16 protein-coding genes are annotated in these 16285 nt (G+C 74.4%); 6 read left to right on the top strand and 10 right to left on the bottom strand.

Annotated elements, in window-relative coordinates; translation table 11 throughout:
• Position 1 precedes the first annotated feature (1 nt).
• The gene (locus tag JUB12_RS15175) at positions 2-436 is read left to right on the top strand and encodes a hypothetical protein (RefSeq protein WP_205696258.1); all 435 of its coding nucleotides are present in this window, start codon (positions 2-4) and stop codon (positions 434-436) included.
• Between the two features lie 4 nt (positions 437-440).
• Here the strand turns inward: JUB12_RS15175 and JUB12_RS15170 are convergent, their stop codons facing one another.
• The 10 genes from JUB12_RS15170 to JUB12_RS15125 all read right to left on the bottom strand — a co-directional run bounded on the left by JUB12_RS15170 (position 441) and on the right by JUB12_RS15125 (position 9120).
• Positions 441-1358: a polyprenyl synthetase family protein gene (locus tag JUB12_RS15170; protein WP_205696257.1), complete on the bottom strand. Its 918-nt coding sequence runs from the start codon at positions 1356-1358 to the stop codon at positions 441-443.
• Between the two features lie 77 nt (positions 1359-1435).
• Entirely contained in the window at positions 1436-2152 is a 717-nt protein-coding gene (locus JUB12_RS15165; protein ID WP_205696256.1) for a ubiquinone/menaquinone biosynthesis methyltransferase, read from the bottom strand.
• Positions 2153-2158: 6 nt separating this feature from the next.
• A complete protein-coding gene (locus tag JUB12_RS15160) occupies positions 2159-2959 on the bottom strand; it encodes a menaquinol-cytochrome c reductase cytochrome b/c subunit (RefSeq protein ID WP_205696255.1) in 801 nt (266 codons plus the stop codon).
• Positions 2959-3765 (bottom strand): cytochrome b N-terminal domain-containing protein, encoded by an 807-nt coding sequence (locus tag JUB12_RS15155; protein WP_205696254.1) that lies wholly within the window; start codon positions 3763-3765, stop codon positions 2959-2961. The genes JUB12_RS15160 and JUB12_RS15155 overlap by 1 nt, the downstream gene beginning before the upstream one ends.
• 5 nt (positions 3766-3770) lie before the next feature.
• Entirely contained in the window at positions 3771-4451 is a 681-nt protein-coding gene (locus tag JUB12_RS15150) for a ubiquinol-cytochrome c reductase iron-sulfur subunit (RefSeq protein ID WP_241004281.1), read from the bottom strand.
• A 74-nt stretch (positions 4452-4525) separates the two neighbouring features.
• Positions 4526-5095: a hypothetical protein gene (locus JUB12_RS15145; RefSeq protein ID WP_205696253.1), complete on the bottom strand. Its 570-nt coding sequence runs from the start codon at positions 5093-5095 to the stop codon at positions 4526-4528.
• Positions 5092-6393 carry a glutamate-1-semialdehyde 2,1-aminomutase gene (gene hemL, locus JUB12_RS15140; protein ID WP_205696252.1) on the bottom strand — a complete coding sequence of 434 codons (1302 nt, stop codon included), beginning with the start codon at positions 6391-6393 and terminating at the stop codon, positions 5092-5094. Before hemL ends, JUB12_RS15145 begins: the two co-directional genes overlap by 4 nt.
• A 15-nt stretch (positions 6394-6408) precedes the next feature.
• Complete coding sequence (locus JUB12_RS15135; protein ID WP_241004280.1) at positions 6409-7494, bottom strand: Lrp/AsnC family transcriptional regulator; 1086 nt, start codon at positions 7492-7494, stop codon at positions 6409-6411.
• Entirely contained in the window at positions 7491-8471 is a 981-nt protein-coding gene (hemB, locus tag JUB12_RS15130; protein ID WP_241004279.1) for a porphobilinogen synthase, read from the bottom strand. The genes JUB12_RS15135 and hemB overlap by 4 nt, the downstream gene beginning before the upstream one ends.
• A gap of 22 nt (positions 8472-8493) precedes the next feature.
• Complete coding sequence (locus JUB12_RS15125; RefSeq protein ID WP_205696250.1) at positions 8494-9120, bottom strand: TetR/AcrR family transcriptional regulator; 627 nt, start codon at positions 9118-9120, stop codon at positions 8494-8496.
• 124 nt (positions 9121-9244) lie between these two features.
• Between JUB12_RS15125 and JUB12_RS15120 the strand changes: the two genes are divergently transcribed.
• Genes JUB12_RS15120 through JUB12_RS15100 form a run of 5 tightly spaced genes read left to right on the top strand, consistent with a single transcriptional unit; the run spans position 9245 to position 16285 of the window.
• Positions 9245-10561, top strand: coding sequence for an MlaD family protein (locus JUB12_RS15120; protein ID WP_205696249.1), 1317 nt, complete (start codon positions 9245-9247; stop codon positions 10559-10561).
• Positions 10558-12114: an MlaD family protein gene (locus JUB12_RS15115; RefSeq protein WP_205696248.1), complete on the top strand. Its 1557-nt coding sequence runs from the start codon at positions 10558-10560 to the stop codon at positions 12112-12114. The genes JUB12_RS15120 and JUB12_RS15115 overlap by 4 nt, the downstream gene beginning before the upstream one ends.
• Positions 12115-13494, top strand: a complete 1380-nt coding sequence (locus JUB12_RS15110; RefSeq protein ID WP_205696247.1) for an MlaD family protein — start codon at positions 12115-12117, stop codon at positions 13492-13494.
• Positions 13491-15014: an MlaD family protein gene (locus JUB12_RS15105; RefSeq protein WP_205696246.1), complete on the top strand. Its 1524-nt coding sequence runs from the start codon at positions 13491-13493 to the stop codon at positions 15012-15014. Before JUB12_RS15110 ends, JUB12_RS15105 begins: the two co-directional genes overlap by 4 nt.
• Entirely contained in the window at positions 15011-16285 is a 1275-nt protein-coding gene (locus JUB12_RS15100) for an MCE family protein (protein ID WP_205696245.1), read from the top strand. The genes JUB12_RS15105 and JUB12_RS15100 overlap by 4 nt, the downstream gene beginning before the upstream one ends.

Genomic DNA, 16285 nt, shown 5'->3' with positions numbered 1-16285 from the left:
CATGACCCCGCAGCCCGAGCCCAACCACTACGTCCGCCGCGTCGTCCTGCCCTCGGGCAAGACGATCGAGGTCGTCTACTTCGAGGACCAGGCCGTCGGCGCCCACGGCGTCGCCGCCGCGGGCCCGATGCCGGCCGAGGCCACGCCGGACCTCCACATCTGCAGCGCCTGCGACTCCGACCTGGTCTACCCGACCGACTGGGAGGAGGCCGGCGCCACGCACTGGGAGGTCTCCCTGCGCTGCCCCAACTGCGAGTGGACCGCCACCGGCGTCTACTCCCAGGACCACGTCGAGCGCTTCGACGAGGAGCTCGACCGGGGCACCGAGGCGCTCGTCCGGGACCTGCGCCGCCTCGCGCACGCCAACATGGAGGACGAGATCGAGCGCTTCGTGAAGGCGCTCGACGCCGACTGCATCCTCCCCTGCGACTTCTAGGTCGCTAGGCGTAGCGGGCGACGACGCCGTCCGCCACGAGCAGGAGCGCGGCGCGCTGGCGCTCCTCGAGCCCCTCGGGGAGCAGCGCCTTCGCGCCGTCGACGTGGTCCAGCGCCTGCGCGCGCGCCTCGTCGAGCGCCCCGGTCGCCGCGATGCGGTCGCAGACCGCCTCGGCCTGCGCCGGCTCGGTGATCGTCCGGGGGTCGATCGCGCCCAGCTCAGGGTCTCTCGCGCGCGCGAGGATGAACGGCAGCGTGACCGTGCCGTCCAGGAGGTCGGTGCCCCGGTGCTTGCCCGTGCGCTCGGCCGGGCCGGAGACGTCCAGGACGTCGTCGAGCAGCTGGAAGGCCAGCCCGATGCGCCGGCCGAAGTCCCCCAGCGCCTCCTCGACCGCGCCGCCGGCGCCCGCGCACCTGGCGCCCAGGCGCGCCGCGGCCTGGAACAGCCGCGCGGTCTTCAGGTCGCAGCGGTGCAGGTAGCGCTCGAGCGAGATCGACGCGTCCCACGCGTCGGCGCGCTGCACCAGCTCGCCGCGCGCCAGCGCCGAGCCGGCGTCGCTGAGCAGCCGGACCTGCTCGGCGTCCTCGCCGCGCGCCAGCTCGGAGAACGCGCGCGCGAAGAGCAGGTCGCCGGTCTGCGTCGCCGCGTCACGGCCCGCCGTGGCGTAGACCGTCGGGACCCCCCGGCGCAGCGGCGCGTCGTCGAGCACGTCGTCGTGCACGAGCGTCGCGGAGTGCACGAGCTCCACGGCGGCCGCAGCGCGCACGAGCGCCTCCTCGACCTCCGCCGACCCCGGCTCCCCCGCCGCGACGAGCACGAGCAGCGGCCGCAGCCGCTTGCCGCCCGCGGCGATCGTCGCGCCGGCGTGGGTGGCCAGCGGCTCGCCGTGCGCGCCGGCGATCGCCGTCAGGCGCTCCTCCACGCGCGCCAGCAGCGGCAGGACGTGGTCGCCGGCCGCGTGGGCGACGGCGGTGACGGGACCGGCGGCCGGCGCGGAGCTCAGGGCCGCTCTCCGACGTGCAGGGTGATGATCCCGCCCGCCGTGAGCACCCAGCGGATGCGCTCGAGCCCGGCGCGGTCCATCGCGGCCGCGACCCCCTCGGGGCCGGGGTAGCGCTTCACGCTCGCGGGCAGGTACGTGTAGGCGTCGTCGAAGCGGCCGAGCAGCGGCACGACGCGGTCGAACCACAGCGAGTAGAAGGTCGACAGCGGCGGGCGCTGGGGCGTCGTGATCTCGAGGACGACGACGCGGCCGCCGGGCCGCACCACGCGGGCCATCTCGGCGAGGCCGCGGTCGAGGTCGGAGAAGTTGCGCGCCCCGAAGCCGACGGTGGCGGCGTCGAACGACGCGTCCTCGTACGGGAGGTCGAGCGCGTTGCCCCACTCGAACGTGATGTCCCCGACCTTCTTGCGGGCCAGGTCGAGCATCCCCTCGGAGAAGTCCGAGCCGACGACCTCGCCGGTCGGGCCGACGCGCGAGGCGAGCTCGACCGCCAGGTCGCCCGTGCCGGTGGCGACGTCGAGGACCCGGTCGCCCGGGCCCACCGCCGCGAGGTCCGCCGCCCGGCTGCGCCACCTGTGGTGCAGCCCGGCCGTCATGACGGAGTTCATGAGGTCGTAGACCCGGGCGATGCGGTCGAACATCGCCCGGACCTGCGGCTCCTCGAGGGTGCCGGGGGCGGAGCCGGGAGCTCCGCCCGCGGTGGCGGCGGTCATGGCGTCCTAGGGACGGCGCTGCGCGTTGACCGGCGCGTCGTCCTCGGACTCGTCGCCCTCCTCCTCCTTGAGCTCCCCGAGGAAAGCCACCATGGCGGCGAACTTCTCCGGCGAGTTGCGCTGGAGGGCGGCGAACGACGGCATCGGCGCCGTCGGGTTGATCAGCGTGCGCTGGATGGCCTGACGCGGCAGGCGGTCGGCGATGTCGGTCAGCTCCGGGCCGGGGCCCTCGTTGCCGTTCTTGCCGAGCTTGTGGCACGCCAGGCAGCCCGACTGGGCGACGACCTGCTTGCCCGACTCGTACTGGGCGACCATCTGCGCGCCCTGCGCCTGGATGCGCGACGGCGTCTCGAGGTCGATCTGCGTCGGCGCGCCGGCCGAGGCACCCAGGTACGTCAGGTAGGCCATGGCGCCGATGGTGAGGATGCCGGCGGTCGTGGCGACCGGACGGCGCTCAGGACGCCGCTCCGCGCTGCGGTCGTAGAACGGCAGCAGGAACAGCAGGATCATGCAGATCGTCGGCACGCCGATGGTGGCGAGCGGCGTCAGCGCGGGCTCCTTGACGACCTTCAGGAGCTCGAAGAGGAAGAAGAAGTACCACTCCGGACGCGGCGAGTAGGTCGTCGTCGTCGGGTCGGCCTTCGGCCCCAGCTCCGCGCCGAGGATCAGCGACATGAGGATGATGACGAGCATCACCACGCACGCCATCGCCGAGTCCTTCGCCACGGCGTAGGGGAAGAACGGCTTCCCCTGCGCCTTGAGGATCGAGTACTCGCGGAGGTACTGCTCCTTCTCCTGGCGGTTCACTACGCCTTCTCCTCACGCACGGCGTCGGACTTCTCGGCCCGGATCCACGGCGGCGCCGTCGTGCCGAGCTTCGCCACCAGGTACAGGTGCGCGCCCATGAGCGCGGCGATCGCGCCCGGGATCAGCATCATGTGGATCGCGTAGAAGCGCGAGAGCGAGGTGGCGCCGAACTCGGGGCCGCCGCGCAGGAAGTCCGACAGGTACGGACCGACGAGCGGACCCGTGCCGTTGATGTTCACGCCGACGATCGTCGCCCAGTAGGAGCGCTGGTCGAACGGCAGCAGGTAGCCCGTGAAGGACATGGCCATCGTGAGGATCAGCAGCGCCACGCCGATGACCCAGTTGAGCTCCCGCGGGTACTTGTACGCGCCGAAGAAGAACGTGCGCGCCATGTGCAGGAAGATCAGGATGACCATCACCGACGAGCCCCACTTGTGCATGCCGTGCACGAACTCGCCGAGGAAGACCTCGTCGTTGACGTAGCGCATGGACTCGTAGGCCCCGCCGGCGGCGTCGGGCCGGTAGTACATCGCGAGGAAGACGCCCGTCACCGCCTGGCTCAGGAAGGCGAACATCGTCGCCGAGCCCAGCGTGTAGAACCAGTTCGTCCCCTTCGGGACCTTGCGGAAGAGCATCCACCGCAGACCGCCGGACAGCGAGGTGCGCTCGTCGATCCAGTCGACGGCGCTCGCGCCGGCGTCGGCGGCGACGTCGAGCGGGGTCTGCTTGGGGGTGCCGGGCCGCTTGGGCTTGGGCTTCGGCACGCCCGGGGGCAGCGGGGGAGCGGGGAGCTTGAGCTTCGGCATGGGTCCTACTCGCCTTCGGAGAGCTTCCGGATCGACGGCCGCGACGGGTACAGGTACTGGCCGATGCCGTCGAGCGGCTCACCGGGGTCGCGCGGGCTGAAGCGCTCGAGGTGGCCGTTGACGGAGAACCGCGGCCCGATCTCCACCTGGCCGTTGCGCACGCGCGTGTAGTGGCGGTCCAGCGGACGGACGGGCGGCCCGCCGTCGACCTCGCCGCGGAAGTTGTAGACGCCGCCGTGGCACGGGCAGATGAAGCGCTCGGCGGCCTGGACGTAGCGGACCGGGCAGCCGAGGTGCATGCAGCGGTGCGAGATGGCGACGTACGTCTCGTCCTCGAAGCCCTTGGGCAGCTTCTCGGTGTCGATCTCCGGGTTGCGCTTGCGGATGTAGACCGTCGACTTGCCGGACTGGCCGATGCGCGCCGACTGGGTGAACACCTTCGGGACGTAGGTGTCGTCGGAGAACTCGTCCTCGGACCCGACGGCCTGCCACGGCTGGTCCATCTCCTCGAACAGCGGGCCGAGGGCGAAGCCCAGGGCCGGGAGGAGGAAGGCCGAGGCGGCGACGGCGCCGGCGCCGTGGGCCGACAGGGTCATGAACCGCCGGCGGGTGACGGTCTCGCCCTCGAAGGCGCCCGCGATGCGGCGGTCGGCGGTGTACTTGCTGGGTGCTTGCTTCTTGGGCACGTGAGGGGCGCTCCTGCGTCCTGCCGCCAGCGGGAGGGGCTGGACGGGACGCGGGACTTTATCGCTGGCTCAGCTTAGGAGCCGTCCGGCCCGGGGGTGCCGGTCCGAGGACGGTTCGGCGCCAGATCTTCGCGAGCGTGGCGCGCCGCGGCTCGCAGGGCGGCGGCCGCACCGGGATCCCCTGCACGCGCCAGCTCTTTGGCCTCGTCGAGGCCCGGTCCGGGACCCCAGCCGACCTCCGTCGCGCCGGCCTCCCACACCGCCGCGGAGAGGTCCTCGTCACCGGCCGCTGCGGCCTGCGCGGCGAGGGCGATGACGTCGGCCAGCGCGCGGACGCTGACGACGTCCCCGGCGGCCGCCAGGCGCTCGAGGCCCAGGGCGTAGAGCCGGTCGCCCGCGAGCAGGGCGAGGTCGGGGTCGTCCTGGGACAGCACGCGCGCCCGGCCGTGGTGCAGCAGGTGGCCCTCGCGGACGGCCTCGACCACCTCCGCCAGCTCCGCCTCACGCCCCGCGGCGCGCGGGCCGCCGGCCGCCAGGGTCCCCAGCCCGCCGTCGCCCGGCGCCGGGGGCTCCACGAGGGCGCCGGCCAGCAGGCCGCCCTCGGCCCGCACGGCGGCGGCGACCGCCCCGAGCGCGGCGCTCACGCGCCGGCCGACAGCTCGGCGAACGCGGCCGCGGCGGCGTCGAGGGTGAGCTCGAGGTGCTCGGGCTCGTGGGCCAGCGACGGGAACCACGCCTCGTACTGCGACGGCGGCGGGTAGACGCCGCGGGCCAGCAGACCCCGGCACCACGCGGCGTAGGCCTCGTGGTCGCAGGCCTGGGCCTCGGCGTAGTCCCGCGGCGCCTCCTCGCGGAAGAAGACCGTCAGCAGGCCGGGCACCGAGACGACGGAGACCGGCACGCGGGCACCCGCCGCAGCGTCGCGCAGCCCGGCGACCAGCGTGTCGGTCGTCGCCGCGAGCCGGGCGTAGGCCTCGTCGTCGAGCAGGCGCAGCGTCGTGAGGCCGGCCGCGACGGCGAGCGGGTTCCCGCTCAGGGTGCCCGCCTGGTAGACGTCGCCGGCCGGCGCGATGCGCTCCATGAGCGCCCGGGAGCCGCCGTAGGCCGCCGCCGGCAGCCCGCCGCCGATGACCTTGCCCATGACGGTGAGGTCCGGCGTGACGCCCTCGCGCTCCTGGGCGCCGCCGCGCCCGACGCGGAAGCCGCTGATGACCTCGTCGAAGACGAGCAGCGCGCCGCAGGCGTCGGCCTGGTGGCGCAGCAGCTCGAGGAAGCCCTCCACGGGCGGGACCAGGCCCATGTTGGCCGGGTAGGGCTCGGCGAGGATCGCGGCCAGCTCGTGCTCGGCGCACGCCTTGGCGACGGCCTCGCCGTCGTTCCACGGCACGACGACCGTCTGCGCGGTGGCCGACTCCGGCACCCCCGGCGAGGACGGGATGCCCTGCGTGGCCAGGCCGCTGCCCGCCTCGGCCAGCAGGCCGTCGAGGTGGCCGTGGTAGGCGCCGGCGAACTTCAGCAGCGTGGTGCGACCCGTCGCGGCGCGCGCGAGGCGGATGGCGCTCATCGACGCCTCGGTGCCGCTCGAGGTCATCCGCAGCATCTCGACCGACGGGATGCGGCGGGCGACCTCCTCGGCGAGGTCGACCTCCGCGGCGGTCGGCGCCCCGAACGTCGTCCCGCGCGATGCGGCGTCGGCCACGGCGGCGAGGACCTCGGGGTGGGCGTGGCCGTGGATCAGCGGCCCCCACGAGGAGATGAAGTCGACGTAGCGGTTGCCGTCGACGTCCCAGAGCCACGCGCCCTCGGCGCGCTCGACGAAGAGCGGGTCGCGCCCGATGGCCCTCATCGCGCGCACGGGGCTGTTGACGCCGCCCGGCAGTCGCTGGACGGCGCGGGCGTAGAGCTCGGCGGAGCGGGCGTCGGTCAGCGAGGTCCCGGCCATGGGTGCGGCGGACGGCTAGACGCCGCCGTGCTCGCGCTCCCAGCGCTTGAAGTCCTCGGTGAAGTACAGGAGGCGGATCTTCTTGAACTCCGTGGAGGAGTAGAGCGTCGCCCGGGCCTCCACGCAGCCGAGCTGCTGCTCGATGGCGTCGAGGATCGCGTCGCACTCCTCCTTGGAGCGCCCGTGGGCCATCGTGAAGAGCTGGTAGGGCCAGTCGGCGTAGGTCGGCCGCTGGTAGCAGTGGGAGATCCCGCGGAAGGCGGCCATCTTGCCGCCGAGCTCGAGGACGCGGTCCTCGGGGACCTTCCACACGCCCATGCCGTTGGCGCTGAACCCGGCGCGGCGGTGGAAGAGGATCGCCGCCACGCGCCGCAGCAGCCGGCGGTCGACCATCCCGCGCAGGTGGTCGACGACCTGCTCCTGGGTCATGCCGAGCTCGGCCGCCGCCCTGGCGTAGGGCTCGCGCTCGATCGGCAGGTCGCCCTGCGTGGCGCGCACGACCGCCTTGTCGTGCTCGTCGTAGGGCTGGGGCTCGGTCTCGGCCGGCTCGACCGCCTCGGCGCTCGCGGAGGCCAGCGCGTCGGTGCCCGCCTCCATCTCGAGGTCCATGCGGATCTTGAAGAGCTTGAGCGTCGGCAGCATGCGCACCGACTCGGCGCCCGTCTCGCGCTGCAGGACGTCGAGCGTCCCCTCGAGGCCGAGCTTCGAGTCGGGCTCGACCGCGATGGTGAACCACATGTTGAACTCGTGGTTGCGCAGGTAGTTGTGCGAGACGCCCGGGTGCTCGTTGACGACCTTCGCCGCCCGCCACGGGTGCTCGGCGTCGACCTTGGCGGCCACGAGCATCGACGCGTAGCCGAAGGCGCGCGTGTCGAAGATCGGCGTGACCTGGCGGATGATCCGCTGCTGGACGAGCTCGCCGACCCGGGCGATGACCCGGTCCTCCGGCGCGCCGAGCTCCTCGGCGACGGCGGCGTAGGGCCGGACCTCGATCGGGAAGCGGCCCTGCATCGTGTTGAGCAGGCGCTTGTCGAACTCGTCGAGCGGGACGGCCGCGCCGTCCTTGCGGCTGCGGACCTTCGGGACGGCGGTCTTGGTCACGTCTGCTGAAGCCATCGGGCGGCGTCCTTCGCGTGGTAGGTGATGACGACGTCCGCGCCGGCGCGGCGGATCGACGTCAACGTCTCGAGCACGGCCGTGCGCTCGTCGAGGTGGCCGGCTGCGACAGCGGCCTTGAGCATCGCGTACTCGCCGCTGACGTTGTACGCCACCATCGGCAGCCTGGTCTCCTGCTTGACCCGCCAGAGCACGTCGAGGTAGGGCAGCGCGGGCTTGACCATCAGCATGTCGGCCCCCTCCTGGACGTCGAGGAGCGCCTCGCGCACCGCCTCGTCGCCGTTGGCGGGGTCCATCTGGTACCCGCGGCGGTCGCCGAAGGCGGGCGTCGAGTCCGCGGCGTCGCGGAAGGGCCCGTAGAAGGCCGAGGCGAACTTCGCGGAGTAGGCGATGATCGGCGTGTCGCTGAGGCCCTCGTCGTCCAGCGCCTTGCGGATGACGCCGACCCGCCCGTCCATCATGTCGCTGGGCGCGACGGCGTCGGCGCCCGCGCGCGCCTGCGAGACGGCGGTGCGGGCGAGGAGCTCGAGCGACGCGTCGTTGTCGACCTGGCCGTCGGGGCGCAGGAGCCCGCAGTGGCCGTGGTCGGTGTACTCGCAGAGGCAGACGTCGGTGATCACCAGGAGGTCCGGGTGGGCCTCCTTGATGGCGCGGGTGGCGAGCTGGACGATGCCCTCGTCGTCCCAGCCGCCCGAGCCCTCGGCGTCCTTGTGGCCCGGGATGCCGAAGAGCAGGACGCCCGGGATGCCCAGCGCCGCGACCTCGCCGGCCTCCTCGACGGCGGCGGAGATCGACAGCCGGTCGACGCCGGGCATGGCCTCGATGGGCGCGCGGCCGTCGAGGCCCTGCTCGATGAACAGCGGGAGCAGGAGGTCCGACGCCGCGAGCGGGGTCTCGCGCACCAGGGAGCGCAGCGCGCCCGTGCGGCGCAGACGACGCATCCGGACAGCGGGGAAGGTCACGGCCTCAAGCGTAGTGCGGGGCCTAGGCCGGCTCGCGGTAGAGCGTGCGCCACACCAGGCGCCCGAGCGCCGCGGCGAACGCCTCGTCCTCGCCGGCCGGGCGGTGGGTGACCTGGTCGGTGACGTTGCGCTCGACCGACCAGGCGATGATCCGCGCGCTCAGGTCGGGGTCGAGGTCGGCGTGCGTCTCGCCCGCGTCCCGGCGCACCCGCAGCTGGTCGGCCAGCGCCGCGACGAAGTCCTCGATCCGCGCGCGCCAGAACCGCGCGACGGTCGGCTCGTAGGCGGCCACCTCGTGCAGCGCCTGCAGCAGCGCGCCGTGGCGTCGGTACTGGCGGACGATCCGCAGGATCGCGGCGACCAGGCCGTCCAGGCCGTCGCCCTCGTCGCCGCGCACCCAGCCGCGCGCGTCGGCGAAGAGCTCCTCCGTCGCCGCCTCGGTCAGCCGCACGAGGAGGTCGACCTTGTCGCGGAAGTGGACGTAGAACGTCGAGCGGGCGATGCCGGCGGCGTCGGCGATCCGCGCGACGCCCAGCTCCGTGAACGACGCCCCGTCGGCGAGCAGCCCCTCCACCGCCGCCAGGACGTCGCGCTCGACGCCGTCCCGGCGCTCCCGGCCGGCCGAGCGTGAGCGGGTCACCGACGGCATGCCTCGGCATCCTAGGCGCGGTCGGCCGCCGGGCGCCAGGGTCGTCCGCCGGTTGCCGTTTGTCATTCGCGGCGGCGCCGGGATAGCGTGTCTGACAACGTGTCCGGTGCGCGGTGGAGAGCGCGTGCCCGGACGCCCTCGTCCCGTGCTGCGCCGGATCGTCCCCCTCGCCACCCTGCTCGTGCTCGCCGCGGTCGCCGTGGTCGTGCTCGTCGGCGGCCAGGACGACTACCGGCTCAAGCTGCGCTTCGAGAACGCCAGCCAGCTCGTCAAGGGCGACGAGGTCAAGGTGGGCGGCGTCGGGGTCGGGACGGTCGACGCGATCCGCCTCGACGACGACAACCTCGCCGAGGTCGACGTCACCATCACCGACGGCGACCTCACCCCGCTGCACGAGGGCACGCGCGCCGAGGTCCGCGTGGCGTCGCTGTCGAGCGTCGCCAACCGCTTCGTCCAGCTCGCCCCGGGGCCCAACAGCAACCCGGAGCTCGACAGCGGCGCGGTGCTGCCCGCGTCGGCCAGCCGCTCGGTCGTCGAGATCGACAGCGTGCTGAGCACGCTCGACACGCAGACGCGCAGCGCCGCGCAGGACCTCCTGCGCAACCAGCGCGCGGTGTTCGAGGGCCAGGAGGGCGAGGCCAACAAGGGCCTGACGGCCCTGAGCCCGGCGCTCGGCCAGCTCGACCTCCTGGCGCGTGAGGTCAACCGCGACAGCCGCGCGTTCCAGCAGTTCCTCGTGCAGAGCGCCTCGGTCGTCGGGGCGGTCGCGTCGCGCGACCGCGACCTCGAAGCCGCGCTCGGCGGCGCGGCGAGCACCGCCCGCGAGCTCGCCGACCAGCGCGCCGCGCTCACCGGCGTGCTGCGCCGTGCCCCCGGCACCCTCGCCGAGGGCACGCGCACGCTGCGCGACCTGGGCACGACCTTCACGGCGCTGCGGCCCGCCGCGCGCGAGCTGCAGCCCGTCGCCCCGCGCGCCGCGGCGCTGGTGCGCGAGCTCCAGCCGCTGCTGCAGCGCTCGGGCCCGGCGATCGACGACGTCCGCGCCCTCCTGCCCGACCTCACCTCGACGCTGCAGGACATGCCCGGCCTGCGCACCACCGCGCTGCCGGCGTTCGACGCGACGACCAAGGCGGTCGACGACGTCCTGCCGATCGTCTCCAAGGCGCTGCCCTACCTGCCCGACGTCTTCCACGGCGTGGTGAGCGGCTTCGGCGCCTCGCAGGTCAACAGCTACGACGCCAACGGCCTCTACGGGCGCGTCGCCCCGATCGCCAACAACCTGAGCCTCAGCGGTGGCCTCTCGGCGCTGGGTGGCGCGCTGCCGCTGGCCCGCAAGGGCAACGTCCGGCGCTGCCCGGGTGGCGCGTACCGCGAGATCCCGGGCGTCGGCAACAACCAGGTCCCCGAGGGCGGGTCCTGCGATCCGGGGAACGCGCCGTGAGGCGGCTCCTCACCACGGGCGCCGTGGCGCTCGTCGCCGGCGGCGGCACGTTCCTGGCGGTCGGCGCCGGCGACGACGAGTCGGCGTCGGGGTACCGCGTCGACGCCCTGTTCCGCAACGCGGGCTTCCTCGTGCCGGGCCAGGACGTCAAGGTCGCCGGCGCGAAGGTCGGCCAGGTCGAGGACGTGACGCTCGACGGCCGCCGCGCGCGCATCCAGATGCGCGTCGACGAGGAGTTCGGCCCGTTCAAGGCCGACGCGCGCTGCACGATCCAGCCCCAGTCGCTGATCGGCGAGAAGTTCGTGCAGTGCACGCCCGGCACGGCGGACGCCAAGCCGCTGGCGGCGCGCGGCGACGCCGTCCCGACGATGGGCCTGGACCAGACCACCACGCCGATCGACCTCGACCTCGTGCTCGGCGCCCTGCGCGAGCCGACCACGACGCAGACCGCGCTCCTGGTCAGCGCCCTGGGCGGCGGCCTGGCCGGCCGCGCCGAGGACCTCAACGCCACGATCCGCGAGGCCGACCCGGCCTTCGCCGAGACCGAGAAGCTGCTGACGCAGGTCAACGGCGAGCGCCGCACGATCCAGGCACTGCTGCGCGACGCCGATCGCGTCGTCGACGTGCTGGCCGACCGCCGCGAGGACGTCGCCGACTTCGTGCGCGACGCGCGCCGCGCCACCGGCGCGACGAGCCGCCGCTCCGCCGAGCTGCGCGAGACGGTCCGCGGCCTCCCGGCGCTGCTCGACGAGGCCCGGCCGTCGCTGGCGCAGCTGCGCGCGCTGGGCGAGGACGGCACCTCCGTCGCCGCCGACCTCGCCGCCGCCGCGCCCGCCGCCGAGCGCCTGGTCGACCGCCTCGGGCCGTTCGCCAAGGAGGTCCAGCCGACGCTGACCCAGCTCGGCACGACCGCCCGCGCGGGCCGCCGCGCCGTCGGCCCGGTCGCCCCGCAGGTCCGCCGCCTGGCCCGCTTCGCCACCGCCGCACGGCCCGCCGGCGCCCAGCTCGCCGAGCTCTTCGAGTCGATGCGCGACCGCGGCGCGGTCGAGGGCCTGCTGCGCTTCGTCTACTACGCCACGACGGCGACGGCCCGCTACGACAGCGTCTCCCACATCCTGCCCGCGTACCTGCAGGCGGTGGACGCCTGCAACCTCTACGCGGTCGTCACGATCAAGAGCTGCGACGCGCACTTCGCCGAGGGCGGACGCTCCGCCACGCCGGCCAGGCAGCGCAGGGCGAAGGCCAAGAGCGAGTCGGCGCCCGAGCGCGAGCAGGCGCCCGCCGCGCCCGTCACGACGCCGGCGCCGCAGGCCCCGGCCAAGGAGCCCGAGAAGCCCGGGACGCTCGACGGGCTGCTCAAGGACCTCCCGAAGACCGTCCAGGACCTGCCCAAGGCGATCCAGGAGCTGCCCAAGGCGCTCCAGGACACCGTCAAGGACCTCGTCGAGGGCACGAAGGGCCTGCTCGACGGCAAGAAGGACCAGCCCGCGCAGGGCCAGCAGCCCTCCGGCGGGGCCGTGGACCGCCTCCTCGACCTCCTCCTGGGGCCGTAGATGGGCGTCCGCCGGCCGCAGAGCTCCATCGTCGCCAACCCCGTCCTCGTCGGGGCGCTCACCGTGCTCGTCGTGGTGGTGGCGGTGTTCCTCTCCTACAACGCCAACAGCGGCCTGCCGTTCGTCCCGACCTACAAGATCGACGTCGTGGTGCCGGACGCCGCGCAGGTCGTGCCCGGCAACGACGTGCGCATCGGCGGCTCGCGCGTGGGCGTCGTGACGGAGGTCGAGGCGGAGCCCGGCCCGGACGGCACGCCGGCCGCCCGCCTGCAGCTCGCGCTCGAGAAGGCCGCCGAGCCACTGCCCGTCGACACCCGCGCGATGGTGCGCCTGCGCTCCAACCTCGGCCTCAAGTACGTCGAGCTGCGCCCCGGCGACAGCACGCGGGACCTGCCCGCAGGTGGGGAGATCGGGCTGCGCCAGAGCACCGGCGTCGTCGACTTCGACGACGCGATCTCCGCCTTCGACGCGCCGACGCGCGACGCGCTCAAGGGCGTCGTGCGCGACCTCGGCACCGGCCTGGCCGGCCGGGAGGCCGACGTGGGGCGCACGATCGAGGAGCTGCCGCGCACCAGCCGCAGCCTGCGCTCGGTGGCCGCGCTGCTGCGCTCTCCCCGGACCGACCTCCCCGGCTTCCTGCGCAGCGCCGAGTCGGCCGCCGCCGCGCTCGCCCCGGTGAGCCAGCCGCTGGGCTCGCTCATGCGCGCCGGCGCCCGGACGTTCTCGGCGATCGCCGACGAGGACGCCGCGGTCGACGCGACGCTCGCCCAGGCACCCGAGGTCACGCGCGTCTCGACCGCCGGCTTCCGCGCCGCCCGCCCGATCTTCGCCCAGGCCGCCGGCCTGCTGCGCGACGCCGCCCCCGGCGTGCGGGTGCTGTCGACGAGCGCGACGCGGCTGGCGAACGGGCTGCGCGCGGCCGGCCCCGCCCTCCGGGACGCGCGGCCGCTGGCGCGCGACCTGCAGCCGACGCTCGACGCCCTGCGGACGCTCGCGACCCGGCCGTCGACGACCCGCTCGCTGACGAACCTGACGCCGGTCGTCGCCGACGTCGACCACGCCCTGCAGACCATCGCGCCGATGCAGACGCGCTGCAACTACCTCGGGCTGTGGGGCCGCAACGTCCCGTCGGTCGTCAGCGAGGGCGACCGGATGGGCACGTGGTTCCGCTTCATCCCGATCGTCGAGCTCTCCGAGGACCTCCAGAGCCCGCGGCCGGCGGCCAACAACCACCGGCTCATCGACGAGGACACGGGCGCCGGCGGCGAGTGCGAGCCGGGCAACGAGACGTACTTCACCGCGTCGGGCGGCGGCCCGGCCCCGGGCACCCAGCCCGGCCGCACGGAGACGACGAGCCCGCCGGCGGAGGCCCGCCGATGAGGGCGCGCGGCATCTCCCCGTTCAAGGCCGGCGCCCTGACCCTCGTGGTCGTCGCGGTCGTCTGCTGGGCGGGCTTCACGAAGCTCACGCTGCCCTTCGGCTCGCACTACGAGGTCAAGGCGATCTTCCGCACGGCCGCGACCGAGGTGAAGAAGGGCACGCCGGTGCGCATCGCGGGCGTCGACGTCGGCAAGGTCCAGGCCGTCGAGCCCGGGCCGGGCGGCACCGCCGAGGTGACGCTGCGGATGCAGGACGAAGGCCGTCCGCTGCACCGCGACGCCACGATGAAGATCCGCCCGCGGCTCTTCCTCGAGGGCAACTTCTTCGTGGACGTCCGCCCCGGCTCCCCGGGTCAGCCCGAGCTCGCGGACGGTGCGACGGTCCCGCTCACCCAGACGGCCATCCCCGTCCAGCTCGACGAGGTCCTCAGCACGTTGCAGCGCGACTCGCGCCAGGACCTGAAGGCGACCGTCGAGGGCCTCACGAAGGCCCTGGACGAGGGCGGCGCCGACGCCGTGCGGGCCGGCGTGCGCGACTGGACCGGCGCCTTCCAGGGCACCGCGCTCACCGCCGAGGCGATGCGCGGCGCGCGGCCCGGCGACCTCGGCCGGTTCGTCGAGCGCCAGGCGCAGGTCTCGCGTGCCCTGGCCGTCCGCGACCGCGAGCTCGCCGACCTCGTCACCGGCTTCGCGCGCACGGTGACGGCGCTGGGCTCCTCGCGCCAGGACCTCGGCGCCTCCCTGCGCGCGCTGGACCGCACGGTGTCGACCGCGACGCCGGCGCTGCGCGAGGTCCGGGCCACGCTGCCGGCGCTGCGGACGTTCGCCGACACGCTGCGCCCGGCGCTGCGGGCGGCGCCGTCGACGATCGACGAGGCGCGACCCTTCGTCCGCGCCGGCTCGGGCCTGCTGGGCGACGCCGAGCTGCCCGCCCTGACGCGCCGGCTGCGCCCGGCGCTCGCCTCGCTCGAGACGGTCACCCCGCAGCTGGACGAGCTGCTGGGCCGCGTCACGCCGATCTCCACCTGCGTCTCGCGCAGCGTCGTCCCGGTGCTCAACGCCCAGGTCGACGACGGCAAGCTCTCGACGGGCCTGCCGATCTGGCGCGAGCTGACGAGCATGGGCGCCGGCCTGGCGTCCTCCGGCGGCAACTTCGACGGCAACGGCGGCCAGATCCGCTACCTCGCCGGCGGCGCCGAGAACCTCGTCACCACGGCCCTGCCGGGCATCGGCGACCTCTACGCCCTGACGTCCGAGCCGCTGCTCGGGGCCCGCCCGCGGTGGACGCCGAACACCGAGCCGCCCTTCGCGCCCGAGGCCAAGTGCGAGGAGCAGGCGCTGCCGGACCTGCGGGCGGACAGCGCCCCCGCGCCGGCCCAGAAGCGCCTGGGCCTGTCGCGCAAGGAGCGCAGCTCCGCGGTGAGCGGCGCGATCAAGCGCCTGCGCAAGCTCGACACGCGCAAGGAGCTCAGGAGCGCGCTGGCCAAGGCCCGCCAGGCCGACCGGAGGGCCGCGAAGTGACGCTGCGGACCCAGATCCGGCGCTACATCGTCCCCTTCGCGGCGATCTTCGGCCTGCTCGTGATCGCGGCGGCGGTCGGCGGCATCGTGCTCGACAACCAGCGCCTGCGCTGGCCGTGGGACGACGTCTACTCCGTCGAGGTCGAGCTGCCCACGGGCCAGGCGCTGACGCCCGGCCAGGGCCAGACCGTGACCGTCGCGGGCGTCCAGGTCGGCGAGATCGGCAACGTCGAGCTGCGCAACGGCCGCGCGGTCGTGCGGCTGGACATCGAGCGCCGCGAGCTCGGAGCGGTGCACGCCGACGCCAAGGTCCTCGTGCGCCCCAAGACCGGCCTGCAGGACATGACGATCGACATGGACCCGGGCACCTCCCGCGCCCCGGTCCTCGGTGAGGACGACGTCCTGCCGGTCGACCGCGCCACGCCCTCGGTGAACGTCGACGAGGTCCTCGCCGGCCTCGACACCGACGTGCGCGGCTACGTCAAGGGCCTGCTCCAGGGCTTCGGGGACGGCCTGCGGGGCGACCGGGCGCTGAACCTCCGCTCGCTGCTGAGGACCTCGCAGCCGGCGCTCGCCCGCACGAAGGAGCTCACCCAGGCGATCGCCGCGCGACGCGTCGAGCTGCGCCGGCTCGTCAGCGGCCTCGCCGACGTCTCCGACCGCCTGGCCGACCAGGGCGGCGACCTCACGAAGCTCGTCGAGCAGGGCAACACGACCTTCGCGGCGCTCGGCTCCCAGGACGCGGCGCTGCGCTCGGCGCTGTCCAAGCTCCCGGGCACGCTCGACGAGGCCAACGCGGCACTCGCGACCGCGCGGCCGCTGGCCCGCGAGCTGCGCCCGGCCCTCCAGCGCCTGACCCCGACCGCCGAGAAGCTGCGCGGCGCGCTCGACGACCTGCGCCCGCTCGCCAGGACCGGCACGCCGGCGCTCGGCCAGCTGCGCGGCCTGAGCCGGGAGGCCCAGCCGCTGGCGGGGAACCTGCAGACCGCGCTCACGAACCTCCAGCCCCTGACGCCGGACCTCAACCGTGCGTTCTCGGTCCTGCGCTACGTGACCAACGAGCTGGTCCACAACCCGGAGGGCAAGGAGGAGGGCTACCTCTTCTGGCTCGCCTGGTTCGCCCACAACGTCAACTCCATGACCTCCACCCAGGACGCCAACGGCGGCGGCTGGCGCGGCCAGCTCGTCTTCAGCTGCTCCAACGTCCAGGTCGGCCAGCTGCTCCTGCCCCTCCTCGCCCCCGCCGCCCAGGCCGGGATCTGCCCCAAGTAG

It is taken from the genome of Conexibacter sp. SYSU D00693 (genome assembly GCF_017084525.1).
Taxonomy (GTDB): Bacteria; Actinomycetota; Thermoleophilia; order Solirubrobacterales; family Solirubrobacteraceae; genus Baekduia.
This window is presented reverse-complemented; position numbering and strand designations above follow the sequence as displayed.

What these genes read in the sequence shown, in the direction of transcription:
- JUB12_RS15175 (WP_205696258.1), top strand. Translation starts at nt 2, where the DNA reads ATGACCCCGCAGCCCGAGCCCAACCACTACGTCCGCCGCGTCGTCCTG.
- JUB12_RS15165 (WP_205696256.1), bottom strand. Translation starts at nt 2,152, where the DNA reads ATGACCGCCGCCACCGCGGGCGGAGCTCCCGGCTCCGCCCCCGGCACC.
- JUB12_RS15155 (WP_205696254.1), bottom strand. Translation starts at nt 3,765, where the DNA reads ATGCCGAAGCTCAAGCTCCCCGCTCCCCCGCTGCCCCCGGGCGTGCCG.
- hemL (WP_205696252.1), bottom strand. Translation starts at nt 6,393, where the DNA reads ATGGCCGGGACCTCGCTGACCGACGCCCGCTCCGCCGAGCTCTACGCC.
- JUB12_RS15125 (WP_205696250.1), bottom strand. Translation starts at nt 9,120, where the DNA reads ATGCCGTCGGTGACCCGCTCACGCTCGGCCGGCCGGGAGCGCCGGGAC.
- JUB12_RS15110 (WP_205696247.1), top strand. Translation starts at nt 12,115, where the DNA reads ATGGGCGTCCGCCGGCCGCAGAGCTCCATCGTCGCCAACCCCGTCCTC.
- JUB12_RS15105 (WP_205696246.1), top strand. Translation starts at nt 13,491, where the DNA reads ATGAGGGCGCGCGGCATCTCCCCGTTCAAGGCCGGCGCCCTGACCCTC.